The 15,816-nt window shown below is 69.9% G+C and carries 14 protein-coding genes; 6 read left to right on the top strand and 8 right to left on the bottom strand.

The features are described from left to right. Positions 1 to 147: 147 nt before the first annotated feature. Positions 148 to 1,224, top strand: a complete 1,077-nt coding sequence (locus tag EBL84_RS13055; RefSeq protein ID WP_123141211.1) for a glycosyltransferase — start codon at positions 148 to 150, stop codon at positions 1,222 to 1,224. A gap of 187 nt (positions 1,225 to 1,411) precedes the next feature. Then, complete coding sequence (locus EBL84_RS13050) at positions 1,412 to 2,278, top strand: HDOD domain-containing protein (RefSeq protein ID WP_123141210.1); 867 nt, start codon at positions 1,412 to 1,414, stop codon at positions 2,276 to 2,278. A 7-nt stretch (positions 2,279 to 2,285) separates the two neighbouring features. Here the strand turns inward: EBL84_RS13050 and hemW are convergent, their stop codons facing one another. The 7 genes from hemW to rpmE form a co-directional block, all read right to left on the bottom strand. Beyond that, entirely contained in the window at positions 2,286 to 3,473 is a 1,188-nt protein-coding gene (hemW, locus tag EBL84_RS13045) for a radical SAM family heme chaperone HemW (RefSeq protein ID WP_123141209.1), read from the bottom strand. Continuing rightward, positions 3,470 to 4,549, bottom strand: a complete 1,080-nt coding sequence (locus EBL84_RS13040; protein WP_123141208.1) for a TRAP transporter substrate-binding protein — start codon at positions 4,547 to 4,549, stop codon at positions 3,470 to 3,472. The genes hemW and EBL84_RS13040 overlap by 4 nt, the downstream gene beginning before the upstream one ends. 65 nt (positions 4,550 to 4,614) lie before the next feature. After that, positions 4,615 to 5,823 carry a 30S ribosomal protein S1 gene (locus EBL84_RS13035; RefSeq protein ID WP_123141207.1) on the bottom strand — a complete coding sequence of 403 codons (1,209 nt, stop codon included), beginning with the start codon at positions 5,821 to 5,823 and terminating at the stop codon, positions 4,615 to 4,617. A 105-nt stretch (positions 5,824 to 5,928) separates the two neighbouring features. Beyond that, positions 5,929 to 7,224: a citrate synthase gene (locus tag EBL84_RS13030; protein ID WP_062274247.1), complete on the bottom strand. Its 1,296-nt coding sequence runs from the start codon at positions 7,222 to 7,224 to the stop codon at positions 5,929 to 5,931. A 178-nt stretch (positions 7,225 to 7,402) separates the two neighbouring features. Beyond that, positions 7,403 to 8,338, bottom strand: coding sequence for a malate dehydrogenase (gene mdh, locus EBL84_RS13025; protein WP_123141206.1), 936 nt, complete (start codon positions 8,336 to 8,338; stop codon positions 7,403 to 7,405). Positions 8,339 to 8,433: 95 nt separating this feature from the next. After that, positions 8,434 to 9,708: a malic enzyme-like NAD(P)-binding protein gene (locus EBL84_RS13020; RefSeq protein WP_123141205.1), complete on the bottom strand. Its 1,275-nt coding sequence runs from the start codon at positions 9,706 to 9,708 to the stop codon at positions 8,434 to 8,436. A gap of 314 nt (positions 9,709 to 10,022) precedes the next feature. Continuing rightward, positions 10,023 to 10,226, bottom strand: coding sequence for a 50S ribosomal protein L31 (gene rpmE, locus EBL84_RS13015; RefSeq protein WP_005222923.1), 204 nt, complete (start codon positions 10,224 to 10,226; stop codon positions 10,023 to 10,025). Positions 10,227 to 10,418: 192 nt separating this feature from the next. On the opposite strand from rpmE, the gene EBL84_RS13010 reads away from it, so the two are divergent. Genes EBL84_RS13010 through gspD form a run of 4 tightly spaced genes read left to right on the top strand, consistent with a single transcriptional unit; the run spans position 10,419 to position 14,809 of the window. Continuing rightward, positions 10,419 to 11,501 carry a PilN domain-containing protein gene (locus tag EBL84_RS13010; RefSeq protein ID WP_148040300.1) on the top strand — a complete coding sequence of 361 codons (1,083 nt, stop codon included), beginning with the start codon at positions 10,419 to 10,421 and terminating at the stop codon, positions 11,499 to 11,501. Further along, entirely contained in the window at positions 11,498 to 12,106 is a 609-nt protein-coding gene (gspM, locus tag EBL84_RS13005) for a type II secretion system protein GspM (RefSeq protein ID WP_123141203.1), read from the top strand. The genes EBL84_RS13010 and gspM overlap by 4 nt, the downstream gene beginning before the upstream one ends. Then, positions 12,103 to 12,651 (top strand): type II secretion system protein N, encoded by a 549-nt coding sequence (locus EBL84_RS13000; protein ID WP_123141202.1) that lies wholly within the window; start codon positions 12,103 to 12,105, stop codon positions 12,649 to 12,651. The genes gspM and EBL84_RS13000 overlap by 4 nt, the downstream gene beginning before the upstream one ends. 31 nt (positions 12,652 to 12,682) lie before the next feature. Beyond that, positions 12,683 to 14,809: a type II secretion system secretin GspD gene (gspD, locus tag EBL84_RS12995; protein ID WP_123141201.1), complete on the top strand. Its 2,127-nt coding sequence runs from the start codon at positions 12,683 to 12,685 to the stop codon at positions 14,807 to 14,809. Positions 14,810 to 15,002: 193 nt separating this feature from the next. Here gspD and EBL84_RS12990 read toward each other — a convergent pair whose 3' ends face one another. After that, positions 15,003 to 15,629 (bottom strand): LysE family translocator, encoded by a 627-nt coding sequence (locus tag EBL84_RS12990; protein WP_190287965.1) that lies wholly within the window; start codon positions 15,627 to 15,629, stop codon positions 15,003 to 15,005. Between the last annotated feature and the right edge of the window lie 187 nt (positions 15,630 to 15,816).

The following is a 15,816-nucleotide window of genomic DNA, read 5'->3' as shown; positions in this document are numbered from 1 at the left end:
CGATCAGGCATGAAGGCGTGCTGAACACCGAGCAAAGGCGCACTTTCGATCCCTTCGCGTCCTTCGCGCCTTTGCGGTTCAATCTTTCGCGGCTCGATCCTTCCCTTGCGCTCGCGGTCCGAGCCGATTCGACCTCAGGAATTCCGCATGTCCGACCCCAGTAGTCTGCAGATCGTCGCCAGCAAGGCGCTCGGTGGCGCCGAGCGTTGGTTCATCCGCTTCGCCGAGGCGCTCGCCGAGCGCGGTGCGCCGGCGGAGCTGGCGATCCGCCGCGACAGCGCGCTCGACGGCCACCCGCTCGGCGCTCTGGCCTGTCACCGCCTGCCCTTCCTCACCACCTGGGACCCCTATTCGCGCCATGCCCTCTCGCGGCTGATCGCGCGGCGCCGTCCCGAGATCGTGCAGACCTACATGGGACGCGCCACCCGGCTGACGCGGCTCTCGCCGCGCGGCGGCCCGATCCATCTCGCCCGGCTCGGCGGCTACTACAAGCTCTCGCCCTATCGCCATGCCCACGGCTGGATCGGCAACACCCGCGGGCTGTGCGACTGGATGGTGCGCCAGGGGCTGCCCGCCGACCGCGTCCATCACATCTACAACTTCGCCGACCCGGCGGTGCCGGTCGCAGCCGACACGGTCGCGGCGCTGCGCGCGCATCACGCCATCCCCGATGACGCCTGGGTGCTGGTCACGCTCGGGCGCTTCGTCCCGGTCAAGGGGCAGGCCCACCTGCTCGCGGCGCTCGCGGCGCTGCCCGAGCGCATCGCCGGACGAGCGCTGCGTCTGGTGATGGTCGGCGACGGCCCGCTGGCCGAACCGCTGCGCGCCCAGGCGCGCCAGCTCGGTCAGGAGGAACGCATCGTCTGGGCCGGCTGGCAGCGCGATCCCCGACCCTATCTGCAACTGGCCGATCTGGTGGTCTTCCCCTCGCTCGAGGCCGAGACCCTGGGCAACGTCATCCTCGAGGCCTGGAGCTGGGGGCGCCCCCTGGTCACCGCCGAGTTCCGCGGCGCGCGCGAACTCACCCGTCACGGCGAGGACGCCTGGTGCGTGCCCTGCGCCGACGCCGCGGCGCTCGCCACCGGCATCCGCGAGACCCTCGGCGACGAGACGCTGCGCGCCGCGCTGGTGGCGCGCGGGCGCGAGCGGGTCGAGCACGAGTTCGGCCGCGCGGTGATCATGGATCAGTATCTCGCGCTCTATCGCCGCCTCGCCGGCGGCTGACACCGACCACCGCCCCTACCACAGCCCCGGCGCATCCAGTATGTTTGAGCCGACGGCTCCAGCACGCACCCCGGCGCGTCACCACCGCCCGACCCAGGGTGCACAAGGACCTGGGGCCAGAGGAGCGCACGCGCGTGCGGCCCCGCGCCGGACACGCGCCCCGTCACCGCAGCCGGAGCCGAGTCACATGCACCCCGATACCCTGGTCCGCGATATCGACACCCTGTTCTCCCTGCCCGAGGTCGCGCTGCGGCTCAATCAGTTGATCGACCACCCCGAGACCACCCCAGCCGATCTCGCCGAGGTGATGCGCTGCGATCCCGCGCTCTCGGCGCGGTTGCTGCGGCTGGTCAACAGCGCCGGGCGCAGCCAGGTACAGGCGGTGGAGACGGTCGGTCAGGCGATCGGACTGATCGGCTATCGCGCACTGCGCGATCTGGTGTTCGCCACCTGCGCGGTGGAGATGTTCAAGGGGTTGCCGCCGGAGCGGGTGAACATGGAACGCTTCTGGCTCCATGCCATCGCCTGCGCGATCGCCGCGCGCCAGCTCGTGATGCGTAGCGGCAGGCACGACGGCGAGCGGCTGTTCATCACCGGGCTGCTGCACGGGCTGGGACGGCTGGTGTTCTTCGCGCGCTGCCCCGAGCGCTATCTGCGGGTACTCGAGCAGGTCGACACCAAGGGCGCGACGCTCACCGAGGCCGAGCGCGCCGAATTCGGCTTCGACGCCGACGCGGTGAGCGCGGCGCTGCTCGCGCACTGGCACTTCCCCGAATCGATCCGCGAGCCGATCGCCTGCCGCCTCCACCCGGAGCGCGCGAGCACCGCCGAGCGGACACGCGACGCCGCCATCCTCGGCGCCGCCGAGCGCATCGCCCGCGAGCTGCGCGATTGTCTGCTCGAGGGGCGCGCGCCCGACGCCGAGCTGCTGCACGCCCAGGCACGCGCGCTCGGGCTGGTCGACTCGGCGCTCGACGGCATGCCCGAGGCGATCAACCTGGAGGTGGTGGAGCTGTTCGAGACCCTGCTGCCGGGCTCGACCCTGCTGCCCTGAGGGCGGCTCAGTCGTCCCCCGGGACGAACAGCCCGACCAGATCGTCGAGGAAGTCGCGCCCGCGCGCGCTCGGTACCACCCGAGCCGGATCGGGCTCGATCAGTCCCAGCGCGCGCGCACGTTCGAGCGGGGCGGCCAGGCGCGTCACCGGTAGCCCGGTGGCGCGGACGAAGTCCGCCGGCGCAAAGCCCTCGACCAGCCGCAGCGCGTTGAGCGCGAACTCGACGATCAGGTCATCGGCATCGAGCACCCGCCGCTCCGCGATCAGCGCCTCGGGCGCGGCACCCAGATAGGCCTCGGGGTCGGCCAGGCGCGCCTCGCGCCACACCCGTTCGACCCGTCCGTCGCGCCAGCGCGAGAGCTTGGCGTGGGCACCGGCGCCGATGCCGAGATAGTCGCCGAAGCGCCAGTAGTTGAGGTTGTGACGGCAGCGCCGCCCCGCGCGTGCGTAGGCCGAGACCTCGTAGCGCGCCAGCCCGGCGGCGGCGAGCCGTTCCTGCCCGGCGGCGGCGATGTCGGCCACCAGGTCGGGGTCGGGCAGCGGCGGCGGGTCGTCGTGGAAGGCGCTACCGGGTTCCAGGCTGAGCTGGTAGTAGGAGAGGTGTTCGGGCGCGAGCGCGAGCGCTGCCTCGAGGTCGTCGCGCGCGAGCGACGGGGTCTGTCCGGGGAGGCCGAACATCAGGTCGAGGTTGAGGTTGTCGAAGCCCGCCGCGCGCGCCATCGTCACCGCCGCGCGCGCCTCCTCCGGGGAGTGGATGCGCCCGAGCGCGACGAGCCGCTCGGCCTCCAGGCTCTGCACCCCGATCGAGAGCCGGTTGACCCCGGCCTCGCGATAGGCGGCGAAGCGCCGCGCCTCGGCGGTACCGGGGTTGGCCTCGAGGCTGATCTCGGCATCGGGGGCGAGCGTCAGGCGCGCCCGTACGCCGTCGAGCAGGCGGGCCACCGCTGACCCCGGGAGCAGGCTGGGGGTGCCGCCGCCGATGAAGATCGAGACCACCGGACGGCGTGCCTCGGGGACGGCGAGCGCACGGTCGAGATCGGCGAGCAGGTGCTCGACATAGGCCGCGAGCGCGGCACCGGCGACCGGATGGGAGTTGAAGTCGCAGTAAGGGCACTTGCGCACGCACCAGGGCAGATGGATATAGAGCCCGAGGGGCGGCGCGCCGCCCCCGGCCCCGGCGGCGTGCCCGGTCACACCTGGTCGCGCGCGCGCAGGTAGGTCTGCTCGGAGATCGCGCTCCACTCGCGGGCCTGGGCGAGGAACTTGCGATAGGAGGTGTAGACCTTGGCCGAGAAGGCATCGCGCTCGGCGATCTCGGCGACCACCTCGTCGGCCAGGCCGCGCAGCTTGGCGATGACGTCATCGGGCAGACGGCGCAGCTCGACGCCGTGCTCGTCGACCAGGGTCGAGAGCGCCACCGGGTTGCGTGCGGTGTACTCGGCGAGCATGTCCTGGTTGATCACCTTGCAGGCGTTCATCACGATCGCCTGCAGGTCCTTGGGCAGCGACTCCAGCGCCTCGCGGTTGACCATCGCCTCCATGATGGTGCCCGGCTCGTGCCAGCCGGGATAGTAGTAGTAGCGCGCGGCCTTGTAGAGACCGAAGGCGAGGTCGTTGTAGGGACCGACCCATTCGGTAGCGTCGATGGTGCCGTTCTGCAGCGCGGTGAACAGCTCGCCGCCGGGGAGGTTGACCGGGGTGCCGCCGGCGCGCGCCAGCACCTCGCCGCCGAGACCGGGGATGCGCATCTTCAGCCCCTTGAGGTCGTCGACCGAGTTGATCTCCTTGTTGAACCAGCCGGCCATCTGCACCCCGGAGTTGCCCGCCGGCGCCGGCACCAGACCGAACCGGCCGTAGAGTTCCTGCCACAGCTCGAGTCCGCCGCCGTAGTAGATCCAGGCGTTCATCTCCTGGGCGGTCATGCCGAAGGGCACGGTGGAGAAGAACTGCGCGGCCTCGCTCTTGCCCTTCCAGTAGTAGGCCGAGCCGTGACCCATCTCGGCGGTGCCGCGCGAGACGGCATCGAACACCTCGAAGGCGGGGACCAGCTCGCCGGCGCCGTAGACGCGCACCGCGATGCGCCCGCCGCTCATCTCGCCGATCAGCTCGGCGAGCTTGTTGGCGCCGGTACCGAGCCCGGGGAAGTTCTTCGGCCAGGTGGTGACCATCTTCCAGCGATACTCGGCCTTGGCGTGCGCCGCCCCGGTGGCGGCCGCGCCGAGCGCCAGCGAACCGACACCCACCCCCTTGATGAAGTCACGACGTTGCATGGGTCCCTCTCTTCTCGTTGGTGTTGTGCGTGGCGACGGGCGCCGGACGGCGCCCGCCACGGACCTCAGTCCTTCTGCAACTGCGCCTTGAGCAGCTCGCCGAAGCTGCCGATGGCCTTCTCCTCGCCCTGCCCCTTGCGGGCCTTGGGCGCATAGGCGCTGGCGTCGACCACCGCCTCGGCGGCGCGCTCGGCATCGAGCGAGAGCTTGATGCGCTTGCGCTCGCGATCGATCGCGATCACCGTCGCCTCGACCTCGTCACCGACCTTGACCACCTCGCTCGGGTCGTTGATGCGCCGTCCGGCGCCGAGCTCGCTGATGTGGATCAGACCGTCGACCCCGGGGGCGATGGCGACGAAGACGCCGAAGGGCTGCAGCCGCGAGATCTTGCCGCTGACCAAGCTGCCAACCGGATGACGATCGGCAACCTCCAGCCAGGGATCGCGCGCGAGCGCACGGACCGACAGGGCGATACGCTCGCGCCGCTTTGCGGTGGCCGGCTCGATGCGCAGCACCGCGACCTCGACCACCTGCCCCTGGGTGAGCACCTCGTTGGGGTGCTTGATGTGGCCGTAGGCCAGCTCGCTGACGTGGATCATGCCCTCGATCCCGCCGAGATCGACGAAGGCGCCATAGTCCTTGAGCGAGGTGACGGTGCCGCTGAGCACCGCGCCCTCGACGAGCTTGGCGCGGGTCTCCTCGGCCTGGATGCGCTGCGCCTCCTCGAGCACCGCGCGGCGCGACAGCACCAGGTTGGGCCGCCGCCCGCCCTCGAGCTTGGTGACGCGGAAGTCGAGACGCTGGCCGACGAACTCGGAGAGATCCTCGATGAAACGGACATCGACCTGGGAGGCGGGACAGAAGCCGCGCAGCCCGGCGACCTGGACCTCCAGCCCGCCCTTGACCGCGCCGCTGACCTGGCCCTGCACCGGCTGTCCCGCCTGATAGGCGCGCTCGACCTCTTCGATGCCGTGGGAGCGCTGGCCGTGCTGGGTGCCGAGCAGCAGCATGCCGCTCTCGGGATCCTTGCCGCTGACCTTGCTCTCGATGCGATCGCCGATCTCGAGCTTGAGTTGGCCCTCGGCGTCGCGATGGGCGGCCAGCTCGATGCGCCCCTCGGACTTGGCGCCGAGGTCGACGAGGCCGTACTCGCCGTCGATCGCGATCAGGGTGCCGCTCACCGGCTCGCCCACCTTGGGCTCGCCCTTGACGGACTGCGGATTGGCCTGATCGAACTGTTGGAGGAGGTCTGCGAAACGCTCGGAGTCGGACATGATGTGCTTGCTGCCGCTAGGCTCGGGTTGATGGATCGGGGGATATTGTAGGGCGGAATCGACACGCGCCCCAGTCCCGACGGCGGGACGGGGCGCGATGGGCGCTCAGCGCTGCGAGATCGGCAGGTAGTCGCGCTGGTCCGGGCCGCAGTAGATCTGACGCGGACGACCGATGCGGTTGTTGGGGTCGGACATCATCTCCATCCAGTGCGACACCCAGCCGACGGTGCGCGCCACCGCGAACATCACCGTGAACATGTTGCGCGGGATGCCGAGTGCGCGATAGATGATGCCGGAGTAGAAGTCGACGTTGGGGTAGAGCTTGCGCTCGACGAAGTAGTCGTCGTTGAGGGCGATCTCCTCGAGTTCCATCGCCAGCTCGAACAGCGGGTTGTTGACGTCGGCGACCTCTTCGAGCACCTGGTGACAGACCTCGCGGATGATCTTGGCGCGCGGGTCGTAGTTCTTGTAGACACGGTGGCCGAAGCCCATCAGCCGGAAGGGGTCGTCCTTGTCCTTGGCCTTCTCCATGAAGCGCCGGACCTCCTTGACGTCACCGATCTCGAGCAGCATGTCGAGCACCGCCTCGTTGGCGCCGCCGTGGGCCGGACCCCACAGCGAGGCGATGCCGGCGGCGACACAGGCGAAGGGGTTGGCCCCGGAGCTGCCGGCCAGACGCACGGTCGAGGTGCTGGCGTTCTGCTCGTGGTCGGCATGGAGGATGAACAGCAGGTTGAGCGCCTTCTCGGCGATCAGCTCGGGCTCGTAGTCGTCGCACGGGGTGGCGAACATCATCCGCAGGAAGTTGGCGCAGTAGCGCAGGTCGTTGCGCGGATACATGATCGGCTCGCCGATGCTGTGCTTGTAGGCAGCGGCGGCGATGGTCGGCACCTTGGCGATCAGCCGGTGCGCGGAGATCTCGCGGTGGCGCTCGTCGTGGACGCTCAGCGAGTCGTGATAGAAGGCCGAGAGCGAGCCCACCACGCCGACCAGGATGGCCATCGGGTGGGCGTCGTGATGGAACCCCTTGAAGAAGTCCTTGAGGTTCTCGTTGAGCATGGTGTGACGGGTGATCACACCCTCGAAGTTATCGAGCTCCTGCTCCTTGGGCAGCTCGCCGTAGAGCAGCAGATAGGCGACCTCGAGGAAGCTCGCCTTGGTGGCGAGCTGTTCGATCGGATAACCGCGATAGCGCAGGATGCCCTGCTCGCCGTCGATATAGGTGATGGCGCTGTTGCAGGAGGCCGTGGACATGAAGCCGGGATCGTAGGTGAAGATGCCCGCCTCCTTATAGAGCGAGGAGATGTCGGCCGCGGCCGGACCCACGGTGCCACGACGCAACGGGAACTCGAACTGCTCCCCGGTCGCGTTGTTGTTGATGGTGACGGTATCGTTCGCCATAGGCTCGCTCCTGAGCGGTCCCGGGACGCCTGGTCGCGGGGCCGGTGGATGGTTGGGTGGATTCGCGTATCGCCCGAGGGGACCGCCCGCGCTCGGGCCGGCCCCGGCATCCGTCCGACTGGACGTCCGCGAATGGTCGGTTCGAAAAGCAGGGCCGCGCACGCGCGGCCCGGGGTCTTCAGCTGATCTCGCGCAGTCGCTCGATATCGGCGCGCACCGAGGCCGCCGAGCGGTCGAAGTCGGCGCGCTCGGTCGCTTCGAGGTCGAGTTCGACGACCTGCTCCACGCCCTGCCAGCCGAGCACGCAGGGCACGCCCATGGCGATATCGCGCTCGCCGTACTCGCCATCGAGGATGGCGACACAGGGCAGCAGCCGACGTCGGTTGCGCACGATGGCGTCGATCATCGTCGCCACCGCCGCACCGGGGGCATCGTAGGCGCTGGAGTTCTTGCGCAGCGCGAGGATCTCGGCGCCACCCTTGCGGGTGCGCTCCATGATCGCCGCGATACGCTCCTCGGGAAGGAAATGACTGAGGGGGATGCCGTTGATGGTACAGAAGCGCGACACCGGCACCATGGTGTCACCATGGCCGCCGAGCACCATGGTGGTGATGTCGCGCACCGAGAAGCCGGTCTCCTGGGCGATGAATCCGGCCATCCGCGAGGCGTCGAGCACCCCGGCCTGACCGAAGATCCGCCGCCGGTCCCAGCCGGTGCGCTGGGCGACGCGATAGGTGAGGGTGTCGACCGGGTTGGAGACGACCAGGATCATCGCATCCGGGGCGTGGGTCATGATCTCGTCGGTGACCGCGTCGATCACCCGCACGTTGGCCTCGAGCACGTCCGAGCGCGACATCCCCGGCTTGCGCGCCTGCCCCGCGGTGATCACCACCAGATCGGAGCCGGCGAGGATGCTCGGGTCATCGCTGCCGATCACCCGGCTGTCGAACTTGAAGAAGGGTGAGGTCTGAACGATGTCGAGCGCCACACCCTCGCTCATGCCCTCGTTCACGTCGAGCAGCGCCACCTCCCGGCACAGCTCCTGTTCGGCCAGGATCTGCGCGGTCGTCTCGCCGACTCGGCCGGCCCCACCAACGATGCTGATCTTGTTCACGTCGCTTGTCTCCCGTCGGTGAGCGGCGAGCCTCCTCTCGGGGCTGGCACGCCGCTCAGTGGATGGATGGGACGGAGATCGCGCCCGCTGCGGGCTCAGCCGGGATAGTGCGCCGGATACGGGGCACGCGCGACACCGCTCTCGATGGCGGCACGGGCCACCGCGGCCGACACCCGCTCGCGCAGACGCGGATCAAAGGGTTTGGGGATGATGTAGTCCGGGCCGAACTCCAGCGACTCCAGCCCCTCGTAGGCGGCGAGCACCTCGGCCGGCACCGGCTCGCGGGTGATGGCGCGCAGCGCCTCGACCGCGGCGATCTGCATACTCTCGTTGATCCGCGAGGCACGCACGTCGAGCGCGCCACGGAAGATGAAGGGGAAGCCGAGGACGTTGTTGATCTGGTTCGGGTAGTCCGAGCGACCGGTGGCCATGATCAGATCGTCGCGCACCTCGCGGGCGAGCGCCGGACGCACCTCGGGCACCGGGTTGGAGAGCGCGAAGACCACCGGACGCGGCGCCATCGAGGCGAGCATGTCGGCGGTGACCAGATCCGGCCCCGAGACGCCGATGAAGGCATCGGCCCCGTCCATGGCGTCGGCCAGGGTGCGGCGCTCGGTATCGGCGGCGATGCCGAACTTGTAGGGGTTGAGGTCCTGACGACCGACATGGATCACACCCTGTCGATCGATGGCGAAGATGTTGTCGCGGTGGGCGCCGAGGGCGAGCAGCAGACGGATTGCCGCGATCCCCGCGGCACCGGCGCCGAGCACCACGATGCGCGCCTCGGCAAGCGACTTGCCCTGGAGTTCGAGGGCGTTGAGCAGACCGGCGGCGATGATGATCGCGGTGCCGTGCTGGTCGTCGTGGAACACCGGGATGTCGAGCTGCTCGATCAGCGCCTGCTCGATCTCGAAGCAGTGCGGCGCGGCGATGTCCTCGAGGTTGATGCCGCCGAAGGTCGGGGCGATGCGCACCACGGTCTCGATGAAGGCCTGGGGGTGACGGGCCTCGACCTCGATGTCGAAGCAGTCGATGTCGGCGAAGCGCTTGAACAGCACCGACTTGCCCTCCATCACCGGCTTGCTCGCCTGTGCGCCGACCTTGCCCAGGCCGAGCACCGCGCTGCCGTCGGTGATCACCGCCACCAGGTTGCCCTTGTTGGTGTAGCGGTAGGCGTTCTCGGGATCGTCGTGGATGTGGCGCACCGGCTCGGCAACGCCCGGAGTATAGGCGAGCGAGAGCTCATGCTGGGTGCTGGCCGACTTGGTGACCTCGATACCGATCTTGCCGGGCCGCGGCTCGGCATGATAGGCGAGCGCCTGCTTGTTCAGGTCCGCGTCGTGATGGGCGAAGCTCTCGGGATCGGTCACTGCTGGTCTCCAACAAACAACATTGTTCAGGGTGCCACTGGGGCGATCGTAGCGAACAATCATGTTCGCGCCCGGCCCGCGAGTCAAACGGCGCGGACTCCACTGCGAGGCGTTCCGCTCGCGCGCGCGTAGCCTAGCGCGCCGGCGCCCACGCGGGGCCGTGCTGAGATCGCGAGGGGGAGTCGGGGCGACGCGCACGATGGCGCACGCGGCCTCAGGCGTGCAGGACACCCGGGCATGGGGAGCGGGAGAACTCCGCGCCAGCACGAGAGGTGCGGCGCGGCGGAGCGGGGACGACGCGGGCGGCGCGAGACTTAGCGCGCGTAGCGACGACGGAACTTGTCGACGCGACCGCCGGTGTCGATCACCTTCTGCTTACCGGTGTAGAACGGGTGGCAGGCGGAGCAGACTTCGACCTGCATGACATCGTTCCCCAAGGTGGAGCGGGTGGCAAATTCGTTCCCGCAGCTGCAGACCACCTTGACTTCGGCGTATTCCGGGTGGATTCCTTCTTTCATGGCTGACCCTTCTGGCCCGGCTCGGGCTGTGGAAAATTCAGTAAACGCGCGAGGATACCACGCACACCCACCCTGCGCAATTGTCAAGACCGAGGCATCGACCAGCGGTCGCGCATGCTGGCCGACGCCCACGCAATCGATCTACACTTGCCCCGCCGCGACCGCCAGACCGACCAGGATCGTCCCCTCTTCATGGCCCAGACCGACACCCGCGAGCCCCGCCATCGCACCGCGGCACACTGGCTCGACGCACTCGATGCGCGGCTCCAGCCCGCCCGTATCCGGATCGCCCGCTGCCTGCCGGAACGACTGCGTCGGGCGCTCATCGATCGCAACCGCAGACTGCTGATCGAGCCCGATGACGGCCAGGCCCGACTGACGCAGCTGCGCGGCGAGGCCCGCGAACCGGTCGGCAGCCTCACGCTCGACACCGAAGAGCGGCTGCCCGAGGCACTCGCCGACCATCGTCGTCGCACCACGCTGCGCCTGCCCGAGACCGCGGTGCTGCGCCGCGAGCTCTCGCTCCCCGCCCAGGTCAGACCGCGCCTGAGCGAGGTGCTCCACCACGAACTCGACCGGCTCTCGCCCTTCCCCGCCGACCAGCTCTTCTATGATGCGCGGCTGCTGCCGACGGCCAAGCGCGCCGCACGCATCCGCGTCGAGCTCGCGCTCTGTCCGCGCGCCCCGCTCGAGGACTGGCTCGCGCGGCTGGCGCGGGCCGGAGCCACGGTCGAGCGCATCGACTGGAACGGCGCCTGGCGCGGCGCCAACCTGCTCCCACCGCATCGGCGTCCCCGTCGTCGGCCGCCGCGACTCGGGACCGACGGCTGGCTCGCGCTGGCGCTGCTGATCGCGGCGCTGGCGTCCCCGCTGTGGCAGCGTCATGCCCATCTCGCGCAGCTCGAGCAGGCGCTCGGGGCGGCGCGCGCCCAGGCGCTCGAGAGCGACCGGGTGCGCCAGGCGCTCGAACAGGCCCGTCAGGGCAGTCTCGTCGCCCTCGAACAGCGCCGTCTCCAGCCCCGCGCGCTCGAACTGCTCGGCGCGCTCAGCACCCGCCTCCCCGACGACACCTGGGTGCAGAGCCTGGAGTTCGACGGTCGCCAGGTCGAGCTGACCGGTGAGTCGGCGAGCGCCACGGCGCTGATCGCCCTGCTCGAAGGCGCCCCCGGGATCGCCTCGGTGCGATTCCGCTCGCCGGTGGTCCAGATCGACCGCAACGGCAAGGAGCGCTTCAACCTCGCCTTCCGGCTGGAGGCGGCGGAGCCTGCACCATGACGCGGGGACGCACCGACTGCCTGCTCGTCTGGGGACTCGCCGGGTCGCTGCTGGCCGGCCTGCTCGCGCTGACGCTGCTGCCCTGGTGGCTCACACTCGACGCGCTCGATGCACGCATCGCCAGCGCCGAGGACCGGCTCGCGCGCTATCAGCGCATCGCCGCCGGGCTCCCGGTGCTGCGCACCGAACTCGAACGGGTACGCACCGATCCGACGCTCGCCGGGCTCTATGTCCAGGCCGCCACCGAGACGATCGCCGGCGCCGAACTGCAGCGCCAGCTCCAGGAGATCATCGCCGCCGCCCGCGGCCGACTGATCAGCGTCCAGCTCCTGCCGGCCACCAGCGCGGATGCCGAGGCACCCACCCGCCTCCATGTCCGCGCCCAGATCCAGGGCACCACCGCGACCCTGTTCGAGATCCTCTACCGCATCGAACAGGCCCGCCCCCTGCTCTTCGTCGAGCGGCTCTCGGCGCGCTCGGCGGCACAGCCGGAGCAGCGGCTGCGCGCCAGTCGCGCCGCCCCCCCGTCACTGGCCACCGCGCCCGAGGGGGCGCTGATGCTGCGGCTCGACGTATTCGGTTTCGTGCGCGGGGAGGAGACATGAGCCGCACGCCCGCGCTCATCGCGAACCTCGTGCTCGGCGGGGTCCTGGTCTGGCAGTGGCACGACTGGCGCACGCCGCTGCCCACCCCGGCCCCTCGGGCGACGGTGACCGAACACGCCGACGAGCCGCTCGCCGCACGGCTCGCGCCGCCGCCCCGGGCGCACTATGCCGAGGTGCTCGAACGACCGCTGTTTCGTCCCGACCGTCGCCCTCCCCCACCCCCGGCCCCCGTCCAGGCAAGCGCCGAACAGCACCGGGCGGCGATCGCGCTCGAACGCCTCACCCTCACCACGGTCCTGATCACCCCCCGTCAGCGCGCCGCCTGGGTGCGCATCGCCGACGACGGCGGCGACAGCCAGCGCGTCGAGATCGGCGATCGACTGGGCGACTGGAGGGTCTCGGCGATCCACCCCGACCACCTCCTGCTCGAGCGACAGGGCCGGGCCGATCGGCTACCATTGCGCGACTTCACCCGGCCTGGCGCGGCACCAGCGGCGACGCCCGACGGACCCGACCGGCGCCCGTCACCGTCGTCACGGCCCTGATCCAGGAAGCCAGATCGAGACCCGAGGTCCCATGGACGCAGACCCCAGACCACGCACCACCAGCGCCCTGTTGCTGACGCTGCTGGTCCTGCTCGTGCTCGGTGGCTGCGAGCGCGCCGACTGGGACCCCACGCTCAGGGTCGGCGACCCGGCCGGACACGTCGTCGATGCCGATCGCCAGCGCGGCGGCGAGCACCGTGGCGGTACCAGCGCCACCACCATCGCGCTCGGCGACGGCGACACCCGCGCCCGCACCCGCGACTTCATCGACCCCGGCAACGGCGCCGTGGTGCAGCGCATCGCCCGCCCCCAGGTCGACACCACCCCGGGCGAGGTCACCCTCAACTTCGAGCGTACCGACATCCGCGAGGTGGTACGGGTGATCCTCGGCGAGGTGCTGCAGCGCGACTATGTGCTCCATCCCGCGGTACAGGGCGAGGTCTCGCTGCAGGCCCAGGCGCTGCGACGCGAGCACCTGCTGGCGACCCTCGAGACCCTGCTGCGGATGAACGGCGCGGCACTGGTCGAGCACGGCGGCGGCTACCAGATCCTGCCGCTGACCAACGCGCTACAGGGCCAGGTCGTGCCCCAGCTCGGCGAATCGAGCCGCGCGCTGCCGGCCGGCTACAGCGTCCAGGTGATACCGCTGCGCTATATCGGCGCCGCCGAGATGGGGCGCATCCTCGAGCCGCTCGCCCCCGAGGGCAGCATCCTCCGGGTCGACACCCAGCGCAACCTGGTGGTGCTCGCCGGCACCGGCCCGGAGATGGCCAACCTGCTCGACACCATCCGGGTGTTCGACGTCGACTGGATGGCCGGGCTCTCGGTCGGCTTCTTCATGCTCGAGTTCGCCAAGGCCGAGGCGGTGGTCGAGCAGCTCACCACCCTGCTCGACACCAAGGAGGGCGGCGCGCTCGACGGGGTGTTCCGCTTCGTCCCGATCGAGAGCGCCAACGCGCTGCTGGTGGTCTCGCCGCAGCAGCGCTATGTCGAACGCGCGCGCGACTGGATCAAGCGTCTGGACATGGCCGAGGCATCGGGCGAGGCGACCGAGCGGCTGTTCGTCTATCGCGTCCGTCACGGCAACGCCGAATCACTCGCCGAGATCCTCTCGGAGCTGTTCGGGGGCGGTCGGGGCGAGGGGCAGCGCAGCCTCGGCGCGGTGGCCCCGGGGATGGAGCGGGTCACCCTCGATGCCGGCGGCGAGGGTGGCGAGACCGCGAGCGCCCGCCCCCGGGCCCGCGCCCACCGTCTCGACACCGGGGTCAGCATCGTCGCCGACGCGGTCAACAACTCGCTGCTGATCAAGGCCAGCGCCCGCGACTATCAGAAGATCCTCGACGCGCTCAAGCAGCTCGATATCGTCCCGCTGCAGGTGCTGGTCGAGGCGACCATCGTCGAGATCACCCTCACCGGCAATCTCGAATACGGCGTGCAGTGGGACTTCTTCGGCCTCGCCACCGCCGACCAGCGCAGCAACTTCCGTCTCGACGGCACCCTCGACGGCGCCAAGGACTCGGGCATCGGGGCCATCTTCCCCGGCTTCACCTGGTCGGTGATCTCGCGCCCCGACACCATTCGCGCCACGCTCAGCGCACTGGCCGGGCGCAACCTCGTCAACGTGCTCTCCTCGCCCTCGGTGATGGTGCTCGACAACCAGACGGCGAAGATGCAGGTCGGCCAGCAGGTGCCGGTGGCCACCGCCCAGCAGCAGAGCACCTCGACCACCGACCGCATCGTCAACAGCATCGAGTACCGCGACACCGGGGTGATGCTGTCGGTGAAACCACGCGTCACCCCCGGGGGCATGGTGCAGATGGAGATCGAGCAAGAGGTCAGCACCGTGGCCACCACCGAGAGCTCGAACCTCGACTCGCCCACCTTCCAGACCCGCAACATCACCAGCTCGGTGGCGGTGCGTTCCAACCAGGCGGTAGTGCTCGGCGGACTGATCCAGGACCAGCGCGAGGACGGCAAGCAGGGCGTCCCCGGGCTCTACGACCTGCCGATCGCCGGCGCCCTGTTCGGCGAGCGCAGCAAGAAGGCCAACCGCACCGAGCTGGTGGTCATCCTCACCCCCAGGGTGATCGCCAGCGACCAGGACCTCGAGGCCGTCACCCGCGACTTCCGCAGCAAGGTCAAGGGGTTGGAGTTCTAATGCTCGGTTCTCAGAAGACTGAACCGCAAAGGCGCGAAGGGCGCAAAGGACTTTGATCAGCGGGTATCGTTGCGGCTTCCGACTGGAAGCCGGCGGCTGACCTCAGACCGCACCAAGCAACCTATACCACTGTATCTATTGACTTTCTTCGCGTTCTTCGCGCCTTTGCGGTTCAACTTCCCCAGCGCCCGCCTCAGCGCGAGGCGGTGGCGAGCTTGAGGGCGAGGCCGGCGAAGACGGTGCCGGCCAGCCGGTTGAGCATCAACTGGGCGCGGGGTGAGCGGCGCAGCCGGGCGCCGAGGGTGCCCGAGGACCAGGCGATGGCGGAGAACACCAGCAGCGCCGAGAGCATGAACAGCGCACCGAGCAGCAACAGCTGCAGGGTCAGCGGGCCGCGCGCGGGGTCGGCGAACTGGGGCAGGAAGGCGAGGAAGAAGATCGCCACCTTGGGATTGGTGGCGCTCATCAGCACGCCACGGGCATAGAGCTGGGCGGGGCGCGGCGCAGTGGCGCCGCTGCCGTCGAGCGCGCAGGCCCCGGCGCGGAACGCCTGCCAGGCGAGATAGAGCAGATAGAGCGCGCCGAGCACCTTGAGCACGGTGAAGGCGAGCGCCGAGGCGGCGAACAGCGCGGCCACGCCGAGCGCCACCGCAGCGGTATGGAGCATCACCCCGGTGCACAGCCCGAGGGTGACGAAGATCCCCGCCAGCCGGCCGTGCAGGGCCGACTGGGTGAGGACGAAGATGTTGTCCGGCCCGGGCGCGAGCGCCAGGGCGACCGAGGCGGCGAAGAACAGCAGCGCGGTATCGAGGGGCAGCATGATGGGGCGACCGTGAAGAAGAACGATCGCCCATCAATACCACGCGCACCCCGCCCGCGCACCCCGCCCCACCCGAGACCGTCAGCTGCCCCCTGGAGCCTGGCGGCTGGCGGCTGGCGGCTGGCGGCTGGCGGCTGGCGGCTGGCGGCTGGTAGCTGGAAGCTGGAAGCGCATCCCTCCTTCGCGC

The organism is Marichromatium sp. AB31, from assembly GCF_003718685.1.
GTDB classification, from domain to species: Bacteria; Pseudomonadota; Gammaproteobacteria; order Chromatiales; family Chromatiaceae; genus Marichromatium; species Marichromatium gracile.
Note: the sequence above shows the minus strand (reverse complement) of the source record. Positions and strands in the feature narration are given on the sequence as shown.